This window comes from Pseudomonas serbiensis, assembly GCF_030580745.1.
Taxonomy (GTDB): Bacteria; Pseudomonadota; Gammaproteobacteria; order Pseudomonadales; family Pseudomonadaceae; genus Aquipseudomonas; species Aquipseudomonas serbiensis.
The window spans coordinates 205,109-224,767 of record NZ_JAUQOO010000004.1 but is presented as its reverse complement, the minus strand read 5'-3'; the positions used below and the strand labels follow the sequence as shown (position 1 = coordinate 224,767).

At 56.3% G+C, this 19,659-nt stretch carries 13 protein-coding genes; 8 read left to right on the top strand and 5 right to left on the bottom strand.

Annotated features, from left to right (window positions below; all coding sequences use genetic code 11):
* Positions 1 to 103 precede the first annotated feature (103 nt).
* On the top strand, positions 104 to 2,065 hold the full coding sequence (locus Q6A51_RS07665; protein WP_201019319.1) for a methyl-accepting chemotaxis protein: 1,962 nt from the start codon (positions 104 to 106) through the stop codon (positions 2,063 to 2,065).
* A 43-nt stretch (positions 2,066 to 2,108) separates the two neighbouring features.
* Here Q6A51_RS07665 and Q6A51_RS07660 read toward each other — a convergent pair whose 3' ends face one another.
* A complete protein-coding gene (locus tag Q6A51_RS07660) occupies positions 2,109 to 3,983 on the bottom strand; it encodes an MFS transporter (RefSeq protein ID WP_201019320.1) in 1,875 nt (624 codons plus the stop codon).
* Between the two features lie 217 nt (positions 3,984 to 4,200).
* On the opposite strand from Q6A51_RS07660, the gene Q6A51_RS07655 reads away from it, so the two are divergent.
* Entirely contained in the window at positions 4,201 to 7,674 is a 3,474-nt protein-coding gene (locus tag Q6A51_RS07655) for a hybrid sensor histidine kinase/response regulator (protein WP_304574473.1), read from the top strand.
* 166 nt (positions 7,675 to 7,840) lie between these two features.
* Here the strand turns inward: Q6A51_RS07655 and aceK are convergent, their stop codons facing one another.
* Positions 7,841 to 9,565: a bifunctional isocitrate dehydrogenase kinase/phosphatase gene (gene aceK, locus Q6A51_RS07650; protein ID WP_304574472.1), complete on the bottom strand. Its 1,725-nt coding sequence runs from the start codon at positions 9,563 to 9,565 to the stop codon at positions 7,841 to 7,843.
* 292 nt (positions 9,566 to 9,857) lie between these two features.
* Between aceK and Q6A51_RS07645 the strand changes: the two genes are divergently transcribed.
* Positions 9,858 to 11,483 carry a methyl-accepting chemotaxis protein gene (locus tag Q6A51_RS07645; protein WP_201019323.1) on the top strand — a complete coding sequence of 542 codons (1,626 nt, stop codon included), beginning with the start codon at positions 9,858 to 9,860 and terminating at the stop codon, positions 11,481 to 11,483.
* A gap of 76 nt (positions 11,484 to 11,559) precedes the next feature.
* Here Q6A51_RS07645 and Q6A51_RS07640 read toward each other — a convergent pair whose 3' ends face one another.
* Both Q6A51_RS07640 and cysK read right to left on the bottom strand, forming a co-directional pair.
* Entirely contained in the window at positions 11,560 to 12,498 is a 939-nt protein-coding gene (locus Q6A51_RS07640) for an aspartyl/asparaginyl beta-hydroxylase domain-containing protein (RefSeq protein WP_201019324.1), read from the bottom strand.
* 117 nt (positions 12,499 to 12,615) lie between these two features.
* Positions 12,616 to 13,590 carry a cysteine synthase A gene (gene cysK / locus Q6A51_RS07635; RefSeq protein WP_200999830.1) on the bottom strand — a complete coding sequence of 325 codons (975 nt, stop codon included), beginning with the start codon at positions 13,588 to 13,590 and terminating at the stop codon, positions 12,616 to 12,618.
* A 126-nt stretch (positions 13,591 to 13,716) separates the two neighbouring features.
* On the opposite strand from cysK, the gene Q6A51_RS07630 reads away from it, so the two are divergent.
* From Q6A51_RS07630 to Q6A51_RS07610, 5 genes are all read left to right on the top strand, one after another.
* Positions 13,717 to 14,787, top strand: coding sequence for a DUF748 domain-containing protein (locus Q6A51_RS07630; RefSeq protein ID WP_304574471.1), 1,071 nt, complete (start codon positions 13,717 to 13,719; stop codon positions 14,785 to 14,787).
* 156 nt (positions 14,788 to 14,943) lie between these two features.
* Positions 14,944 to 15,789: an AAA family ATPase gene (locus Q6A51_RS07625; RefSeq protein ID WP_304574470.1), complete on the top strand. Its 846-nt coding sequence runs from the start codon at positions 14,944 to 14,946 to the stop codon at positions 15,787 to 15,789.
* A 39-nt stretch (positions 15,790 to 15,828) separates the two neighbouring features.
* Complete coding sequence (locus Q6A51_RS07620; protein WP_201019327.1) at positions 15,829 to 17,007, top strand: vWA domain-containing protein; 1,179 nt, start codon at positions 15,829 to 15,831, stop codon at positions 17,005 to 17,007.
* A 189-nt stretch (positions 17,008 to 17,196) separates the two neighbouring features.
* On the top strand, positions 17,197 to 17,916 hold the full coding sequence (locus Q6A51_RS07615; RefSeq protein WP_304574469.1) for a WbqC family protein: 720 nt from the start codon (positions 17,197 to 17,199) through the stop codon (positions 17,914 to 17,916).
* A 203-nt stretch (positions 17,917 to 18,119) separates the two neighbouring features.
* The gene (locus tag Q6A51_RS07610; protein ID WP_304574468.1) at positions 18,120 to 18,965 is read left to right on the top strand and encodes a hypothetical protein; all 846 of its coding nucleotides are present in this window, start codon (positions 18,120 to 18,122) and stop codon (positions 18,963 to 18,965) included.
* A gap of 48 nt (positions 18,966 to 19,013) precedes the next feature.
* Here Q6A51_RS07610 and Q6A51_RS07605 read toward each other — a convergent pair whose 3' ends face one another.
* Entirely contained in the window at positions 19,014 to 19,601 is a 588-nt protein-coding gene (locus tag Q6A51_RS07605) for a hypothetical protein (protein WP_201019330.1), read from the bottom strand.
* Between the last annotated feature and the right edge of the window lie 58 nt (positions 19,602 to 19,659).

Below are 19,659 nucleotides of genomic sequence, written 5' to 3'. Positions count from 1 at the left end.
CGCCTAAATCCCCAGTAACATGCGCCGACACATGTAACGCGAACTATAACGACCCCACTCTGTCGCGCGCCAAGATTTCACACATCAAGGGAGCTTCACAAAAATGCTCAAAAATGCACCGCTAAGGATAAAACTCTTATTGATTTTGCTGCTTCCCTTATTGGGCTTCCTGATATTGGCCGGAGTATTTGTTTCAAATAATTACAAAACTTTGAACGACATGAACAAGACAGTAACGGCCAGTGCTACAGCCCAGAAACTGAGCCGTCTTATCACGACGCTGCAACGCGAGCGTGGCGCCAGCGGCGTGTTCCTGGGCAGTCGCGGCACGACCATGGGCGACCGGCTTATCGAATTGCGCAAGGATTCGAATCTCACTATAGAGGCCGTACGCGAGTTATCTACATCCGGAGCCTCCGAACTCGACCCTGTACTTCGCGCACTCGACAGCGTGATACAAACTCGCACTAACGTCGACAAGCAGGCTATCAACAGTACCGAGTCGGGAGCACGTTATACCCAGGTCATTCAAACACTTATTGGTTATACCCACTCTCTGGAGGCCAGCGTCAATAATGCGACTATTGTTCACGCCCTCAGTGCGCTGAATCAATTCATCGAAATGAAAGAGCGAGCCGGCCGCGAACGTGTCGTACTTGGCCTGGTGTTCAATCAGGATCGTTTCGACGAAAAACTATTGTCGAGCTTCAGCCGTAATCTCGGAGAGTTCATCGCTTATTCCGAGTCATTCAGCCGCAAGGCGCCGACAGACTCTTTGAAGGAGTTCAATGAGAAAATGCAGGCCCCGGCAGCATTGGAAGTCGGCAAGTTGCAGCGTCTGGCATTTGATGTGCCGATGGGGCAAGCACTGGGCATCAAGCCGCAAGCCTGGTTTGAAACCTCTACGCGCCGTATCGACATGATGAGCGATATTGAAGAGGACCTGGGCCAGAGTGTCAGCAAGCTTGCCATGCATGAACGCAATGTCGCCAACCGCGCCCTGTGGCTGACCATCGGTGCTGCCATCGCCGCACTGCTTGCGGTATCGGCACTGTCGTATCTGATCATTCGCAATATCAACCTGGCGGTCAGTGATGTGAACAAGGTGCTGGACGACCTTGCCGGGCGTGATCTCACTGCAAGAGCGACCTACGAGAGCAAGGACGAGTTCGGCCAGATCTCACGTAACCTCAACCGGATGGCGCAAGAGATCCGAGATATCGTTCAGGAAATCGGCAATGCCACCGCACAGGTAGCGACCGCAGCCGAGGAGTGCTCCACCGTCACCTCAGAAACCAGCCGCAGCATCGAGCAGCAACGCCAGAGCACTGAGCTGGTAGCCACGGCGATCAACGAGATGAGCACAACCGTCAGGGAAGTGGCGCTCAGCACCAGCGATGCAGCGCAAATGTCCCAACAGGTCAACACCAGCACAACGCAAGGCCGTGGTGAAATCGAGAGCACCATCGAACTGATTCGCCAGTTGTCGGGGCAGGCCGAGCAGACAGCTTCCATTATTGGCGACCTGAAACACGAGAGTGACGCGATTTCTTCAGTGCTTGATGTCATTCGCGGGATTGCCGAGCAGACCAACCTGCTGGCCTTGAACGCCGCCATCGAAGCCGCGCGCGCCGGCGACCATGGCCGTGGCTTTGCAGTAGTGGCCTCAGAGGTGCGCACCCTGGCGCAGAAGACTCAGGAATCCACCGGCAGCATTCAGCAGATGATTACCAATCTGCAGACAGGTTCTGACCGGGCGACCACCTCGATGCAGGAAACCCTGGGCAAGGCGCAGTCCGGAGCTCTCAAGGTCGAGCGCGCTGGCGAACTGCTGACGGAAATCGCCGAAGGGGTGACCAGCATCAGCGACCGCAACATTCAGATCGCCTCGGCGGCGGAAGAACAGAGTGCGGTGTCCGAGGATATCAACCGCAACGTCAACGAGATCAACGATCTGGTCATTCAGGTCAGTGCCGGTGCTGAACAGACAGCCATTACCAGCCAGGAACTGGCGCGACTGGCCGAACACCAGCAGCGTCTGGTCAGCCGCTTCAAGGTTGCCTGACACTCGCATGCAAGGGGCGTATCGACCGCCCCTTGCATATCCTCTAGCGCCCAGCCCCTCTCAACGCTTTCACCTGCTCTCGCACATCGGCAGGTTTAGCTGCATCGGCCGCAATCGCAGCGCCTGCAACCAGCACCACTCTCGACCACAGGCGACGAAACAGCTTCTTGTCCGGCGCATAGCTGAAGAAGCTGCCCCACAAACCTTGCAACGCCAGCGGGATCACCGGCACCGGCGTCTCCTCGATCACACGGGTCATGCCGCCCTTGAAGCCACTGATTTCGCCATCGCGGGTCAGTTTGCCTTCCGGGAAGATGCAGACCAGTTCACCGTCCGCAAGGTATTGGGCAATCCGTTTGAACGCCTGCTCGTAGATTTCCAGGTCTTCGTTGCGCCCCGCAATCGGGATGGTACCGGCCGTGCGGAAAATGAAGTTGAGCACCGGCAGGCGATAGATCTTGTAATACATGACAAAACGGATCGGCCGCCGCACGGCGCCACCGATCAGCAACGCATCAACAAAGGACACATGGTTGCAGACCAGCAAGGCCGGGCCTTCTTCAGGGATCAGGTCAAGGTTGCGATGCTCGACGCGGTACATGGAATGGCTAAGCAGCCAGATCATGAAACGCATGGTGAACTCGGGGACGATCTTGAAGATGTAGGCGTTGACCGCGATGTTCATCAGCGAGATCACCAGGAACAACTGCGGGATCGACAGTTTGGCGAAGCTGAGCATCAGGATGGAAACGATGGCCGACACCACCATGAACAGCGCATTGAGAATGTTGTTGGAAGCAATGACCCGCGAGCGCTCCTTCTCCGGGGTTCGGGACTGGATCAGCGCGTACAGCGGCACGATGTAAAAGCCACCGAAAACCCCGATCCCGAGAATATCCAGCAATACCCACCAGGCCTGCCCATAGGAAAGCACGGCCAGCCAGTCGTTGGCCTGCACGTTCTGCGGGAATCCGCCCGAATGCCACCACAGCAACAGGCCAAACACCGTCAGCCCCATGGAGCCGAACGGCACCAGACCAATCTCGACCTTGTGGCCGGACATCCGCTCACAAAGCAACGAGCCCAGAGCAATACCGATGGAGAACACCGTCAGGATCAGTGTGACAACGGTTTCGTCGCCGTACATCCACTCCTTGGCGTAGGCCGGGATCTGTGTCAGGTAAATAGCCCCCACGAACCAGAACCAGGAGTTGCCGACAATCGAGCGCGACACCGCAGGTGTTTGCCCAAGCCCCATGCGCAAGGTAGCCCAGGACTGGGTGAAGATATTCCAGTTCAGCTTCATTTCCGGGGAAGCCGCTGGCGCTTTCGGAATGCCGTAACTGGCCACGAAACCCAGGCATGCCACCAGCACAATGGCGGCAGATACCACGAAGGCGTAATGACTGGAGGACATCATGATCCCGGCGCCGATGGTGCCCGCAAGGATCGCCAGGAAGGTGCCCATTTCCACCAGCCCGTTCCCGCCGACCAACTCGTTCTCACGCAGGTGCTGCGGCAGGATCGAATACTTGACCGGCCCGAACAGTGCCGAATGAGTGCCCATGGCAAACAGCGCCAGCAACATCATCCACAGATGATCAAACAGAAACCCGGCAGCACCGACCACCATGATGCCGATCTCCGCAAGCTTGATAAGCCGGATCAGCGCATCCTTGGGGTACTTCTCGCCAAACTGCCCGGCCAAGGCCGAAAACAGAAAGAACGGCAGGATGAACAACAAGGCGCACAAGTTGACGTAGATCGAACGGTCGCCGTCGATGCTCAGCTTGTAAAGGATGGCGAGAATCAGTGACTGCTTGAAGATATTGTCATTGAATGCCCCAAGGGACTGGGTGATGAAAAACGGCAGAAAGCGCCGTTTTCCGAGCAGGCTGAATTGTGACTGTTGGCTCATCGTCCGTGGTCCTGAATGGCTTGGCTAATTGGAAGTTCTGAATCCAATCCGGAGCACATTGAAGACGTAACGTTGCCGGATGTCGATAGGCCCGCTCCTGCAACCTGGAAATACGTCTCCTGCGACATAACACCACGCTCGACCTTGGTCGAGAAAGACGAACGCCAGGCATCGTGCGAGACTGCCGGTTCGAGATCGATACACTCTGGAAATTCATATGTCGCTGTCCAGCGGGCTGATTGCTGCCGTTGCCCTGACCTATATGGCCATCATGTTTGCCATTGCCTTCTATGGCGACCGGTACAGCGCCTCGCTGCGCCCGACCATGCGTGCCTGGGTCTATAGCCTTTCGCTGGCTGTTTATTGCACAAGCTGGACCTTCTTCGGGGCCGTAGGCCAGGCGGCCGAGCAATTATGGTCGTTCCTGCCGATCTATCTGGGGCCTATCGTATTGATGCTGCTGGCACCCTGGGTGTTGCAGAAGATGGTGCTGATCAGCAAACAGGAAAACATCACTTCGATTGCCGACTTCATTGCTGCTCGCTACGGCAAGTCGCAGCCGCTGGCGATCATGGTGACACTGATCTGCCTGATCGGGATGCTGCCGTACATTGCCCTGCAGCTCAAAGGCATCGTGCTGGGAGTCAATATCCTGATCGGTGCCGGCCCCGACTCAACCGGCACTCGCGCCCAGGACACAGCGCTGGTGGTCTCGGTGGTTCTGGCGCTGTTCACCATCGTGTTCGGTGCCCGCAACCTCGACGTCACCGAACACCATCGCGGCATGGTGCTGGCGATTGCCTTTGAAGCGCTGGTCAAGTTGCTGGCGTTCATGGCGGTCGGGGTGTTCGTCACCTTTGGCCTGTACGATGGCTTCGATGACCTGTTCAATCAGGCAAAGCTCGCCCCGCGCCTTGAGGAATACTGGAAAGAAACCATCAACTGGCCAGCGATGATTGTGCAGACCGGCGTGGCGATGATGGCGATTGTCTGTCTGCCCCGGCAGTTCCACGTCACCGTGGTCGAGAACATCGAACCCCAGGACTTGCACCTGGCCAAATGGGTATTCCCCGCTTATCTGGCCCTGGCCGCGCTGTTCGTGGTGCCCATTGCTCTGGCCGGGCAAATGCTGTTGCCAAGCTCCATGCTGCCCGACTCGTTCGTCATCAGCCTGCCGCTGGCCCATGCGCATCCATCACTGGCGTTGCTGGCATTTATCGGTGGTGCTTCGGCAGCCACCGGCATGGTGATCGTCGCCAGTGTCGCGCTGTCGACCATGATCTCCAACGACATGCTGCTGCCCTGGCTGCTGAGGCGCAAGAATACGGAACGGCCGTTCGAGGCGTTCCGCTACTGGATGCTATCGGTACGCCGCATCAGCATTGTGGTGATCCTGCTGCTGGCCTATGTCAGCTATCGCATGCTGGGTTCCACGGCGAGTCTGGCAACCATCGGCCAGATTGCCTTTGCCGCCATCACCCAACTGGCTCCTGCCATGTTTGGTGCGTTGTACTGGAAACAGGCCAACCGCCGAGGCGTATTCGCTGGTCTCGCGGCGGGGATTTTCATCTGGTTCTACACCCTGGTACTGCCGGTCGTGGCCCACGGCATGGATTGGTCGCTGGACAACTTCCCCTTGCTGAGCTGGCTGCACAGCAACCCCCTGGACTTGCCAATCACGCCAATGACCCAGAGCGTCGTGCTGTCAATGCTGGGTAACTGCACGCTGTTCGTCTGGGTATCGATGCTGTCGCGCACCCGCGTTTCGGAACACTGGCAGGCAGGCCGTTTCATTGGTCAGGAAACCCATGTGCGCCCTGGCAGCCGCCCGTTGCTGGCTGTTCAGGTCGAAGACCTGCTGAGCCTGTCATCGCGCTTTGTCGGCGAAGAACGAGCCCGGCAGAGTTTCATCCGCTTCTCCTATCGTCAGGGCAAGAGCTTCAACCCGAACCAGAACGCCAACGGCGAATGGATCGCCCATACCGAACGGCTGCTGGCCGGGGTGCTGGGCACTTCATCGGCCAGAGCCGTGGTCAAGGCGGCCATCGAAGGCCGGGACATGCAGCTTGAAGACGTGGTACGCATCGCCGACGAAGCGTCGGAAGTGCTGCAATTCAACCGCGCTCTGCTGCAAGGCGCCATCGAGAACATCACCCAGGGCATCAGTGTCGTCGATCAGTCCCTGAGGCTGGTGGCCTGGAATCATCGCTATCTGGAGCTGTTCAATTATCCGGACGGTTTGATCAGCGTCGGACGCCCGATTGCCGACATCATCCGCTACAACGCCGAACGTGGCCTGTGCGGGCCGGGCGAAGCCGAGGTCCACGTTGCACGTCGACTGCACTGGATGCGTCAGGGCCGGGCACACACATCAGAGCGGCTGTTCCCCAATGGCCGGGTTATCGAGCTGATCGGCAACCCGATGCCTGGCGGCGGGTTCGTGATGAGCTTCACCGATATTTCTGCATTCCGCGACGCCGAGCATGCCCTCAAGGGCGCCAATGAAAGCCTTGAACAACGAGTCGCAGAGCGGACCCACGAGCTGTCGCAACTGAATCTGGCATTGACCGAAGCCAAAGGAATAGCCGAGTCCGCCAACGAATCCAAGACTCGCTTTCTCGCCGCCGTCAGCCACGACCTGATGCAACCGCTGAATGCCGCCCGGCTGTTTTCCGCTGCGTTGTCTCATCAGGAAGAAGGCATCTCCAGTGACGCGCAGCAATTGATCCAGCACCTGGACAGTTCGTTGCGTTCTGCCGAAGACCTGATCAGCGACTTGCTCGATATATCGCGTCTGGAAAACGGCAAGATCACGCCTGATCGGCAACCTTTCGCCTTGAATGCGCTGTTCGACACACTGGGCGCAGAGTTCAAGGCGCTGGCTCAGGAGCAGGGTCTGAAGTTTCGGGTCAGGGGCAGCAAACTGCGGATCGACAGCGACATAAAACTGCTGCGCCGCGTCCTGCAAAACTTCCTGACCAATGCCTTCCGCTATGCCAAAGGCCCGATATTGCTGGGTGTCAGGCGTCATGGTGGCAACCTGAGCCTGGAAGTCTGGGACCGCGGCCCTGGTATTCCCGAAGACAAGCAGAAAGTGATTTTCGAGGAATTCAAACGCCTGGACAGCCATCAGACCCACGCTGCAAAAGGTCTGGGGCTTGGTCTGGCGATTGCCGACGGCCTGTGTCGAGTGCTCGATCACCCGTTGCAGGTCAAATCATGGCCGGGCAAAGGCAGCATGTTCAGTGTCACCGTTCCTCAGGCTCAACCACTGGCGTTGGTCCCCCACACACCAACCGAACCCAACCGTGTGGTGATGAACGGCATTCAGGTCCTGTGTGTCGACAATGAAGACAGCATTCTGATCGGCATGAACAGCCTGCTGTCACGCTGGGGCTGCCAGGTGTGGACCGCCCGCAATCGTCAGGAGTGCGAAACCCTGCTCAACAACGGCATTCGCCCGGAACTGGCGCTGGTGGACTATCACCTGGACGAAGGTGAAATCGGTACGGAATTGATGGCCTGGCTGCGTACCCGGCTGGGACAACCCGTGCCGGGAGTGCTGATCAGCGCCGACGGTCGCCCGGAGCTGATTGCCCAGGTGCATGCGGCCGGGCTGGATTACCTGCCCAAACCGGTCAAGCCTGCGGCCCTGCGGGCGTTGTTGAGCAGGCATGTGCAACTGAGTTGAATACTCAGGAGTAATGCGTTCAGTCAAGGTCATGAATAACTTTGTGGGAGGCAGCTTGCTGGCGACTTGAGCGTACAGACGCAGAATATCTGCCGGCTTCCAGGCCTCTTCGCCAGCAAGGCTGCCTCTTGTGCCTTAACTGATAGGCATTAGGCTGTAAGCGAATTCATTCGCGAATGAATTGGCTCCTGCACCGCCGATACGGGAACACATCGATCACCTTGCCGGCCCGAATCTCCGCTTGCAGCCCTTTCCAGTACTCGGCGTCGTACAGCTCGCCATGCAGGCTGTCGAACAGGCGGCGCTGTTGCAGGTCGGCAAACAGAAAAGGCGGAAACTCCTCGGGGAATACATCCATCGGGCCAATGGAATACCAAGGCTCGCAGGCCATTTCATCCTCGGGCGTACGCGGCGTCGGAATGCGGCGAAAGTTGGCTTCTGTGAGAAAGCAGATTTCGTCGTAGTCATAGAACACCACACGGCCATGGCGGGTTACGCCAAAGTTCTTGAGCAACATATCGCCGGGAAAAATGTTCGCTGCCGCCAGTTGCTTGATCGCCAGCCCATAATCATCCAGCACCTCGCGCATCTGTTCAGGGCTGGCCTGTTCCAGATAGAGGTTCAATGGAATCATGCGCCGCTCGGTCCAGCAGTGGCGAATCAACACTCTGTCCCCATCCTCCACCTCAACGGTGGAAGGTGCCACCTGCAACAGCTCGGCCAGGCACTCGGGCTCGAACTTGCTCAAGGGAAAGCGAAAATCGGCAAACTCCTGGGTATCCGCCATGCGCCCTACCCGGTCGACGCTTTTCACCAATCGGTACTTGTCGATTACGGTCATGCGATCAACATTCTTGGAGGGCGAAAACCGGTCCTTGATGATCTTGAACACCGTATTGAAACCCGGCAGCGTGAACACGCTCATGACCATGCCCCGTACTCCGGGGGCCATGATGAAACGGTCGTCGCTACTGGCCAGATGATGAATCAGTGCGCGATAGAACTCGGACTTGCCTTGCTTGTAGAAACCGATGGAGGTGTACAGCTCGGCAATGTGCTTGCCGGGCAGAATACCTTTGAGAAACCCTACGAACGCTGCCGGCACCGGTACGTCGACCATGAAATACGAACGGGTGAAGGAAAAGATGATCGACACCTCAGCCTCATCGGTGATCAGTGTATCGATCAGGACCCCGAGACCTTCGCGGTGTACCAATGCAATGACCAGCGGCCATTGTTCCTCGCGGGTGTAGACGCGCCCCACCAGATAGGCGCCCTTGTTGCGATAGAAGACCGATGAAAACAGTTCGACGCACAGCGTTGGGTCCTTGCACACCCAATCGGGCAGGTTTTCCCGCAGTCGGGCCTGTATTCGCTGTAGATCTGCGCCAAGATCCGCATAAGGCACCTCAAAGCGGTAATCGGCAAATATGCTCTCGAACATGGCCGCGATATCACCCAGCGGCCGGTAGCTGCGAATCTGCGCCATATGCTCATGAGCCTGTGCCGCAGGCCGTGTGCTATGGATGAACATGCGCTCGTCACTGATCAGGTCATGACTGAACAGGCCGAAGAAAACCGAGTTGAACCAGGTTTCAGACAGCTCATCGTCCAGTCGCGAATCGATCAGCTCGATATAGACACTTTTGACGTCAGGCCATGCCCTGACGTCCAGAGGCTGGGCACTGGCGATTGCGACAGCCTCCAGGCGCCCGATCACTTCGTTGACTTTCTGCTCATAGAGATTGATCCGCCCTGCCGAAGCGCTCTGGATCAACTGCCATTGCGCACGCTCGAAACGCTCCCGGGCACCGGCGGTTATCTGCCGGAAGTGCTCACGGTAATCATCGAAGCCGTCGAGGATCAGACGGGCAATAGCGATAGCGGACATGGACGAGCCTCACGTCGAGACACTCAAAGCCTAGCCCAGTCACTCAAAAGCCTGACCCTGCCTTGCGTCAATGGCAAAAACCATAGCTGTGTTACACAAGACCATGTCGAGTGCAGCCCGGAACCCATACAGGCTCTGGCACCACTTAACGGGGACATAGCCATAAATCCGCCATCATTTATAAACCTGCGATCCTCGCATCCCGATAACATGATGGCTCGAAGATATTACTCATACCTTCTCCCACTCAAAAAAAACAATCAGGGAGTTTTTACGACACAAGGAGCGGTCAATGTTTATCAGAAACATGCGTATTGGGATCAGAGCCTGTCTCGGCTTTGGATTAGTGGCTGTCTTACTCGCATTTGTAGGAATCTTCTGCCTGGGCAAAATGGCAGAACTGCGCTCAAGTGCAGAAATCATAGAACAGTCCTGGATGCCGGATATCGAGAACATGCACGATGCGGGCGCTGCTATCGCGTCCATTCGTATGGAGTCCCTTCGGCTGATCGCCATGCCGGCACCTGACAGCCAGTTACGCAGCAAGAAAGTCATCAACGACGCCAGAGGCGAACTGTTCACCCGCCTGCAAAGGCAAAAAGCCAAAACCACCGACAGCCAGGAAACCACGTTGCTGGGCGACCTTGAAAGCAGCGCGACACGCTACCTGACACTGGTGGACAAGATCATCGCGCAAATAGACAGTCAGCATTTCGATGACGCCAGGGCGATCCTTACCGACGAACTCACACCTCAGGGCCGCCTACTCGATGCCAGCCTGGAAGCCATGATCGGTTTCAGCCAAAAAGGCGCCGACAATGCTGCCAACGAGGCAGCCGAACTGTATGACTCCACGAAAACCATCGTGTCCCTGATCATTTCCGTCGCCTTGCTGGGGACCGTGTTGCTGGCATGGCTGCTGACCCGCAGCATCGTCAAACCGATCAGCGAAGCATTGGCTGTTGCGCAGACCATCGCCCAAGGCAACCTGCGCGCCTCGATCCAGATTGAAGGCTCGGATGAGCCGGCACAGTTGCTGAAGGCATTGTCGGCCATGCAGACCAACCTGCGCTCGACCATCCAGAGCATCAGCGAGTCGTCATCACAACTGGCCTCGGCAGCCGAAGAGATGAGTTCGGTCATGGAGCAGAGCACACGCGGCCTGCAGGCACAGAATGATGAGATCGAACTGGCGGCCACTGCGGTCAACCAGATGAGCGCTGCGGTGGATGAAGTGGCCAGCAACGCCGTATCGACCTCACAAGCGTCCAAGGCCTCGGATGCCGACAGCCAGCATGGTCATCGTCAGGTTGCCGAAACCATCGAGTCCATCGAAGGGCTGGTCACCGAAGTGCTGGGCGCATCGGAACAGGCACAGGAACTGGCGACACAAGCGCAGGACATCACCAAGGTACTGGAAGTCATCAGGGGCATCGCCGACCAGACCAACCTGCTGGCACTCAACGCAGCCATCGAAGCCGCACGAGCCGGTGAAGCCGGTCGGGGGTTTGCAGTAGTCGCCGATGAGGTGCGCTCGCTGGCCAAACGCACGCAGGACTCGACGCAGGAAATCGAGCAGATGATCAGCAGCATTCAGAACGGCACCCATCAGACAGTCGGTGCCATGCAGAACAGCGCACAACAGGCCGGACAAACCCTCAAGCGTGCCAGCAGCGCAGGTCAGGCCCTTGAGAAGATCACGGCGGCCATTTCTGAAATCAACCAGCGCAATCTGGTGATCGCCAGCGCTGCTGAACAGCAGTCGCTGGTAGCGCGGGAAGTGGATCGCAGCCTGGTGAGCATTCGTGACCTGTCTACACAAACCGCCGCAGGAGCGACCCAGACCTCGGCAGCCAGCCATGAACTGTCACGCCTGGCCATTGGCCTGAATGGCTTGGTAGCGCGCTTCGCGTTGTAACAGGCAACCCCGGTAGGAGCGAATTCATTCGCGACCCGTCTCGCGAATGAATTCTCCTACCGATAAGGCATTCGGCTTATCCGAACAGCCATTTCCATAGCAAGACTGCCACCACCACAGCCAGCACCGGGCGCATGACGCGGTAGGCCTTGGGGTTCTGGCGTTTGAACTGTTTGACCTTGCCGCTGAAGCTGTCGCTGAAACGCTTGCTGAAGGCATAAGCCCGGTTGATGCCGCCTACGCGCTCGTCATCCAGGTTCTGCGGCGCGGTGGCGCGGCCAAGGAAGGCGCTGACACTGCGGTTGATACGGGTCATGAAGCCATTGGTCAGCGGGCGCTCCACGTCACAGAACAGGATCACGCGCGTGGTCTGTGTTTCGTTCTTGACCCAGTGTACGTAGGTTTCATCGAACATCACGTCTTCACCGTCGCGCCAGGAATACTCCTGGCCATCGACGAAAATCCGGCAGGCATCGGAGTTGGGCGTGGACAGGCCCAGGTGATAACGCAATGAGCCGGCAAACGGATCACGATGCGGATTGAGATGACTGTCGCCCGGCAGCAGCGCAAACATTGCGCCTTTGACATTCGGAATGCTGTTGACCAGGGCCACGGTTTTCGGACAAAGGGTTTCGGCAGACGGCAGCGCCTTGTCGTACCACTTCAAATAGAAACGCTTCCAGCCTTTCTTGAAGAACGAACCGAAACCGGCGTCGTTGTTCTTCTCGGCCGCCCGGATATAGCCCTCATCGAACAGATGCATGGCTTCATCGCGAATGGTCTCCCAGTTGTCCTTGAGGATATCGAGCTCAGGAAACTTGCTGCGGTCCAGATACGGCTTGGACGGCACGCGGGAAAACAGGTACATCAAGGTGTTATAAGGAGCAAAAAGCGCCGAATGGTTCACGAACTGACGCAACAGAGGCAATCGCGCCTTGCCACGTAAATGCACATACAGCGTGCTGCACAGAAACAGCATCAGGATCGATGCCTTGGCAGCAAATGAAAGGGTCATGAAACTCTCCTAGTAACGGACAGGTAGCTGAACTGCCGTCATGTCAGGGGGCGCTCAGTAGCCGGGCATCATAAACACTTGTCGACTCAGTACAAAGTCGACAAGGCAAAGATACGTTTACTGTTGCAATTCCTGCTCGGTGAACAGATCGCTGAACAGCATGCTCGACAGATAACGCTCGCCGGAGTCTGGCAGAATCACGACGATCGTCTTGCCCTGCATCTCGGGCTTTTCCGCCAGACGCACCGCAGCCGCCATCGCCGCACCGCAGGAAATGCCGCACAGAATGCCCTCTTCCTGCATCAGCCGCCGCGCCATGGCCTTGGCTTCCTCATCGCTGACCCGCTCGACCCGATCAATGAGCGACAGGTCCAGGTTGCCGGGAATGAAACCGGCGCCAATACCCTGAATCTTGTGCGGGCTGGGCTTGATCTCTTCGCCAGCCAGCGCCTGGGTGATGATCGGCGATACATCCGGCTCGACCGCGACAGACTGGATAGGCTTGCCCTGAGTGTTCTTGATGTAACGGGAAATACCGGTGATCGTACCGCCCGTCCCCACGCCTGCCACCAGCACATCAATGGCGCCTTCGGTGTCTTCCCAGATTTCAGGACCGGTGGTCTTTTCATGGATTGCCGGGTTGGCCGGGTTATCGAACTGCGCCGGCATGAAGTATTTCTCGGGATCGCTGGCCAGAAGCTCTTCGGCCTTGGCGATAGCCCCTTTCATGCCCTTGGCCGGCTCGGTCAGCACCAGTTCTGCTCCAAGCGCCTTGAGCACCTTGCGGCGCTCGATGCTCATGGATGCCGGCATGGTCAGCGTCAGTTTGTAGCCACGGGCAGCGGCAACGAACGCCAGGCCGATCCCGGTATTGCCCGATGTGGGCTCAATGATGGTCATGCCGGGCTTGAGCTTACCGCTGCTTTCAGCGTCCCAGATCATGTTGGCGCCAATCCGACACTTCACCGAATAGCCCGGATTGCGCCCTTCGATCTTGGCCAGAATCGTTACACCCCGCGGCGCGATACGGTTGATCTGCACCAGGGGCGTATTACCGATTGAATGGGCGTTATCAGCATAAATACGGCTCATGATCGTGTCCTTGTACGCATGCGTTAAAAACTCAAAGCCTATGCTTACCGCCAGTGCGCGTCCAGTTACACCGAACGGATGCAAGCCTTGGGAGTCAACCATTCAACAAATCCAGAGGCTCAGGCCATGAAACCTCGCTACCGCTGGCTGCTATGGATACTGGCCACTGCTGTCGTATTGCTGGTCGTCATCAATGCCGCCCTGCCCTATATGGTGCGTAACTACCTCAATGAAAAACTTGCGGACATGGGCGATTACCGTGGCCAGATCGCCGATGTAGACATCGCCCTGTGGCGCGGAGCCTACAAGATCAACGGGCTGAATATCGTCAAGGTGGATGGCAAAGTCCCGGTTCCGTTCGTCAAGGTGCCGGTCATCGACCTCGCAGTGAGCTGGCATGCCCTCTGGTATAACCATGCGGTGGTGGCCAGGATGGTGTTCATCGAACCGGAGCTGAACTTTGTCGACGGCGGTAATGACAAGCAGGCTTCGCAGACAGGTCAGGGCACGGACTGGCGCACGCAACTGAATAAACTGCTCCCCATCACACTCGATGAGGTCCGCATCGAGAGTGCCCGCATCACCTTCAACAACTTCACTTCCAGCCCCAAGGTCAAGATCGAGGCCGACAGGATCAATGCCAGCCTCTATAACCTGACCAACGTGGTCGATGTCGAGGGCAAGCGCGACGCACGTTTTGAAGGCAAGGGCCGGTTGCTGGGCAGTGCCGCCGTAGAAGCCACCGCCACCTTCGATCCGCTGAGCGACTTTCAGGATTTCGATTTTCGTCTGCGCGCTACAGGCATCCATCTGCGGCGGCTCAATGACTTTGCATCGGCCTACGGCAAGTTCGACTTCAACGCAGGCAATGGCGACCTTGTGATCGAGGCCCAGGCCACCAACGGCCAGCTCAGTGGCTATATCAAGCCGCTGCTGCGCAATGTCGATGTCTTCAACTGGCAACAGGATGTGGAGAACCAGAACAAGGGGTTCTTTCGTTCGATCTGGGAAGCGCTGGTGGGTGGCGGCACAACCGCTCTGAAAAACCAGCGACAGAATCAGTTCGCCACCCGGGTCGACCTCAGTGGCAGTGTGCGCCAGCAGGACATCAGTGGCTTCCAGGCCTTTATACAGGTGCTGCGCAATGCCTTTGTCCAGGCCTTCAACACACGCTACGAGAGCAATGAAGGCTCCTGAGCCCGCCCCGACCCTGTGAGCACAATCCTTCATTCAATGACTGAATGAGGCATCTGCGTTCACAGTCGGCGATCCTGCGCGCTATAGTCGTCACATTCCTTGCACCCATTGAGCCGCGCCAGCCAGAGGCTGCGCGTCACGTTAGAGGATTCACCGATGAAGTTCGAAGGTACTCACGCATACGTCGCCACCGACGACCTCAAGCTTGCAGTCAACGCTGCCATCACTCTGGAGCGACCGCTGCTGGTCAAGGGTGAACCCGGTACGGGCAAGACCATGCTGGCCGAACAACTGGCCGAGTCCTTCGGTGCCCGGCTGATTACCTGGCACATCAAATCCACCACCAAAGCCCATCAGGGCCTGTACGAATACGATGCGGTCAGCCGTCTGCGGGATTCACAACTGGGTGTCGACAAGGTTCACGACGTACGCAATTACCTGAAGAAGGGCAAGCTCTGGGAAGCCTTCGAGTCCGAGGAGCGGGTGATCCTGCTGATCGACGAAATCGACAAGGCCGATATCGAATTCCCCAACGACCTGCTGCAAGAACTCGACAAGATGGAGTTCTACGTTTACGAGATCGACGAAACCATCAAGGCCAGAAAACGCCCGATCATCATCATTACCTCCAACAACGAGAAAGAACTGCCGGATGCGTTCCTGCGCCGCTGTTTCTTCCACTACATCGCCTTTCCGGATCGCGCCACCCTGCAAAAGATCGTCGATGTGCATTACCCCGACATCAAGAAGGATCTGGTCAGCGAAGCGCTGGATGTATTTTTCGATGTTCGCAAAGTGCCGGGCCTGAAGAAAAAACCTTCGACCTCAGAGCTGGTGGACTGGCTGAAGCTGCTGATGGCCGACAATATCGGCGAGGCAGTGCTGCGTGAACGCGACCCGACCAAGGCAATCCCGCCGCTGGCTGGCGCACTGGTCAAGAACGAGCAGGACGTGCAGTTGCTGGAGCGCCTGGCATTCATGAGCCGTCGCGGTAATCGCTGACCGTCTTTATCCACCCTGCCACGAAAAAGGGCGACAGCCATGCTGCTCAACCTGTTCAACGAAATGCGTGCGGCAAAAGTGCCGGTGTCATTGCGTGAATTGCTGGACCTGATCAACGCGCTGAAACAACGGGTCGTCTTCGCCGATATCGATGAGTTCTACTTTCTGGCGCGTACCATCCTGGTCAAGGACGAACGCCATTTCGACAAGTTCGACCGGGCGTTCGGCGCCTATTTCAACGGACTGGAAAACCTCGACGATCACTTGCAGGCCCTGATCCCGGAGGACTGGCTGCGCAAGGAATTCGAGCGTTCACTGACTGAGGAAGAGCGCGCCCAGATCCAGTCTCTGGGCGGTCTGGACAAGCTGATCGAAGAGTTCAAGAAGCGCCTGGAAGAGCAAAAGGAACGCCACGCCGGGGGCAATAAATGGATCGGCACCGGCGGAACCAGCCCGTTCGGCTCGGGAGGCTATAACCCCGAAGGCATCCGCGTCGGTGAGGCCGGTGAGCGCAGAGGCAAGGCGGTCAAGGTCTGGGATCAGCGCGAGTACAAGAACCTCGACGATCAGGTGGAACTGGGCACACGCAACATCAAGGTCGCCTTGCGCCGCCTGCGCAAGTTCGCCCGTCAGGGCGCTGCCGATGAGCTGGATATCGACGGCACCATCGACCATACCGCTCGCGATGCAGGACTTTTGAATATCCAGATGCGCCCTGAACGGCGCAATACCATCAAGCTGCTGCTGTTATTCGATATCGGCGGCTCGATGGATGCCCATGTGAAAGTCTGCGAAGAACTGTTCTCGGCCTGTAAAACCGAGTTCAAGCACATGGAATATTTCTACTTTCATAATTTCATTTATGAATCGGTCTGGAAGAACAACCTGCGCCGTGGCTCGGAACGCACCTCAACCCAGGACCTGCTGCACAAGTACGGCGCCGACTACAAAGTGATCTTCATCGGCGATGCCGCCATGGCGCCCTATGAAATCACCCAGCCGGGTGGCAGTGTCGAACACTGGAACGAAGAGGCAGGCTATGTGTGGATGCAGCGCTTCATGGCCAAATTCAAGAAGATCGTCTGGATCAATCCCTATCCCAGAAATGCCTGGGACTACACATCTTCCACTCACATCATCCGTGATCTGATCGAAGACCAGATGTATCCCCTGACCTTGCGCGGCCTGGAAGAAAGCATGCGCTACCTGGCCAAATAAACCCTCTTTGCCTTTCGTCAAAGCCAGTCATCGACTGGCTTGTCGAAGGCGACCAATAACAGCGCCCTTTCAGCCTGCCAGACTAGCCTTGTCAATGCGGCACCCACCAGCAGTCATCACAACCACTCAGTTGTATCCCTGACTACTCCTTCGGCTAAAACGCCGTCGTCGAGACTTCGTGGGTTCCCCATGACCACTACACTGGGCATCATGCAGCCCTATTTCTTTCCCTACCTCGGTTACTTTCAACTTATCGCCTCGGTCGAACAGGGAATCCTCTTCGATATCGTCAAATACAAACGCAAGAGCTGGATGAATCGAAATCGAATGCTGGATGCCAAGGGTGGCTGGCAATACATAACCGTCCCCGTGAAAACCAGCGACGGCATGTTGATCAAGGACACAATGGTCATCGATCACGCCAGCACATTGAAACGCATCCGCGGTCAGCTTGAGCACTACCATGGCAAGGCCCCCTTCTTTCAACAGACCTTGCAACTGATTGACCTGACATTGAACCCCGCCCGCTCAAACAGCATTGGCGACCTGAATGCCTTATCCATGAAAGTCGTATGCGACTACCTCGGCATGGAGTTCAACTGGACACCCTGTTCAGAAATGCAACTGGAGTTGCCCGCCATTGAACATCCCGGCCAATGGGCACTGGAAATCAGCAGCCTGCTGGGCGCCCGACGCTACATCAACGCTCCCGGCGGACGCGAAATATTCATCCCCCGTGAATGGCACGAGCGGGAAATAGAACTGCGATTCCTGCAGCCCTCGGTACTGAGATACCCAACCGGCCCCTACACCTTCGTAGAGAATCTCTCCATCCTGGATGTACTGATGTGGAACGAGCCAGGGGCTATCACGGAGTACATAAGGTACAACACGGAGTGTGTGGTTTAAGAGCAGGCATCATGTTTATTTATAAACACCTTGTTGACAACGGTTCTTACCAGTGATTACGTCCTGACGATCAGTTGATAAACAACTGTCTGTCAGACGCCCTCAGTGCTTCTGTCTTAATTATTTTTGATATTTACAGCCTTACAGGCTGGGGACTTCGACGCCTCGACAATAGCGGCTGTGCGATATAAGGAATTTGTAAAATGGATATTTTCAAGAAAAAGGCCTTGATCATGGCACTGGTTTTTTCGGGGTTTAATATGAACCCGGCAAATGCCATGACAGATTCAAGCACGCCTGCAACCGCGCAAGTTATTGAGTTACCGGACAAACTCAATACGATCATTGATAGCCTCGCCAATGACGCTGACGTCAAGCATTACTCATTCACGGCAATTCGAGGACAAAGGGTACTGATCAACCAGATCGACCCGGAAAACTCGCCCTGGCTGCTCGAATATAAGGAAAGTGACACATGGAAAACCAAACATGGCGATGACGCTTATGCAACGCCAAATATGAATCCCGGGCAACAAGTCCAGCTAAGGGTGTCGAAAAAATCGCACCGTAACATTAAAAAAGATGAGCGCTACAAAATACTGTTCGGCTCGGCACCTCGCCTTGCCGACACAGAGGTGACCGGTGATGTCGAGCACTTCAATACACAATTTGGCAAACACAGGGCCTATCGAGTCTTGAACTGGCAAACGCGGGTTGTCGATTATAAGGGGCACCCACTTGAGGGAGTGCGGCTCACGCTTGAGCTAAATATAAATCAAGACCCAAATTCAAAACATAAATTATCTCAAGGCATCAGTAACAAGAGCGGCTTTTTCAGAACATCGCTCTCACTACCCGAATGTCAGGGGAGAGATAGAACCGAACCTTTCTGGCTATGGCAATACGGCTTCAGGACAAAATGGCAGTTGACCTATAACACAGGCTACTGGTTCGCTTACCCCGACAGCCATGAAGATGGCGGTGCAGGCAGTAAAACCGGGATCAAGACTCCGTTCGTACATATCTGCACCCAAAAAATAATCCGCTGAGAGTGATTGGCTTAACCGCTAACGGGTCTGTAGCCCGTTAGCCTTAAATCAGCTCTCTATTTCCTCTGGCACAAGATATCGCGCGTAAGGTGCATCCCACCCCTCCACCGTAAAATCCACCAGACTGAAAACCATCCGAACATATTGGCGAGCCATTTCCCTAAGGTCTTCGTCTTCATTCAATAGTTTTGTAAAAACACTGTCCACTTCTTCATGGGGCTTTCCAGATACAGAAGCCGGCTTGAATTCTCCCTTTTCATTTATCGAAAAGTTCAAGTCCTGTTCGTTAAAAGCTACCCCCGAAGCTTTTAGCTTTTCCTTGACTCCCTCAACAGCATCATTGATGTTCTTCGATAGCGACTCAGCCGCATAGACCCTGGCGTTAATTTTTGCTTGCTCATAGCTATCTCTAAGGGTCCAGCACTTGAAATAAGTACCCCCCGTATCCGAGACCCTGTTGCTGCTGACCATACTTGACTCATGGTAAATTGCAGCCGGTGGTGGACTATTGAATTCCTCCTGGCAAGCCGCCTCTGTTATTTCATCCAGCGTGCCGTCCTGCCTGGCTTTATCGTAGGCAATTTTCAATGCTTCCCTGTAGCTAAGGTGCTGCTCGACGGTCAAAGTAATATTCATGGGCATGGCCTCTTCTTGCTGTTGTCATCCCTGTCTATGACGGCTGACAACAGAAAAA

Bases quoted from the DNA above. Each gene is read 5' to 3' on its own strand.
- Q6A51_RS07665 (WP_201019319.1), top strand. From the start codon at position 104: ATGCTCAAAAATGCACCGCTAAGGATAAAACTCTTATTGATTTTGCTG.
- Q6A51_RS07660 (WP_201019320.1), bottom strand. From the start codon at position 3,983: ATGAGCCAACAGTCACAATTCAGCCTGCTCGGAAAACGGCGCTTTCTG.
- Q6A51_RS07655 (WP_304574473.1), top strand. From the start codon at position 4,201: ATGTCGCTGTCCAGCGGGCTGATTGCTGCCGTTGCCCTGACCTATATG.
- aceK (WP_304574472.1), bottom strand. From the start codon at position 9,565: ATGTCCGCTATCGCTATTGCCCGTCTGATCCTCGACGGCTTCGATGAT.
- Q6A51_RS07645 (WP_201019323.1), top strand. From the start codon at position 9,858: ATGTTTATCAGAAACATGCGTATTGGGATCAGAGCCTGTCTCGGCTTT.
- Q6A51_RS07640 (WP_201019324.1), bottom strand. From the start codon at position 12,498: ATGACCCTTTCATTTGCTGCCAAGGCATCGATCCTGATGCTGTTTCTG.
- cysK (WP_200999830.1), bottom strand. From the start codon at position 13,590: ATGAGCCGTATTTATGCTGATAACGCCCATTCAATCGGTAATACGCCC.
- Q6A51_RS07630 (WP_304574471.1), top strand. From the start codon at position 13,717: ATGAAACCTCGCTACCGCTGGCTGCTATGGATACTGGCCACTGCTGTC.
- Q6A51_RS07625 (WP_304574470.1), top strand. From the start codon at position 14,944: ATGAAGTTCGAAGGTACTCACGCATACGTCGCCACCGACGACCTCAAG.
- Q6A51_RS07620 (WP_201019327.1), top strand. From the start codon at position 15,829: ATGCTGCTCAACCTGTTCAACGAAATGCGTGCGGCAAAAGTGCCGGTG.
- Q6A51_RS07615 (WP_304574469.1), top strand. From the start codon at position 17,197: ATGACCACTACACTGGGCATCATGCAGCCCTATTTCTTTCCCTACCTC.
- Q6A51_RS07610 (WP_304574468.1), top strand. From the start codon at position 18,120: ATGGATATTTTCAAGAAAAAGGCCTTGATCATGGCACTGGTTTTTTCG.
- Q6A51_RS07605 (WP_201019330.1), bottom strand. From the start codon at position 19,601: ATGAATATTACTTTGACCGTCGAGCAGCACCTTAGCTACAGGGAAGCA.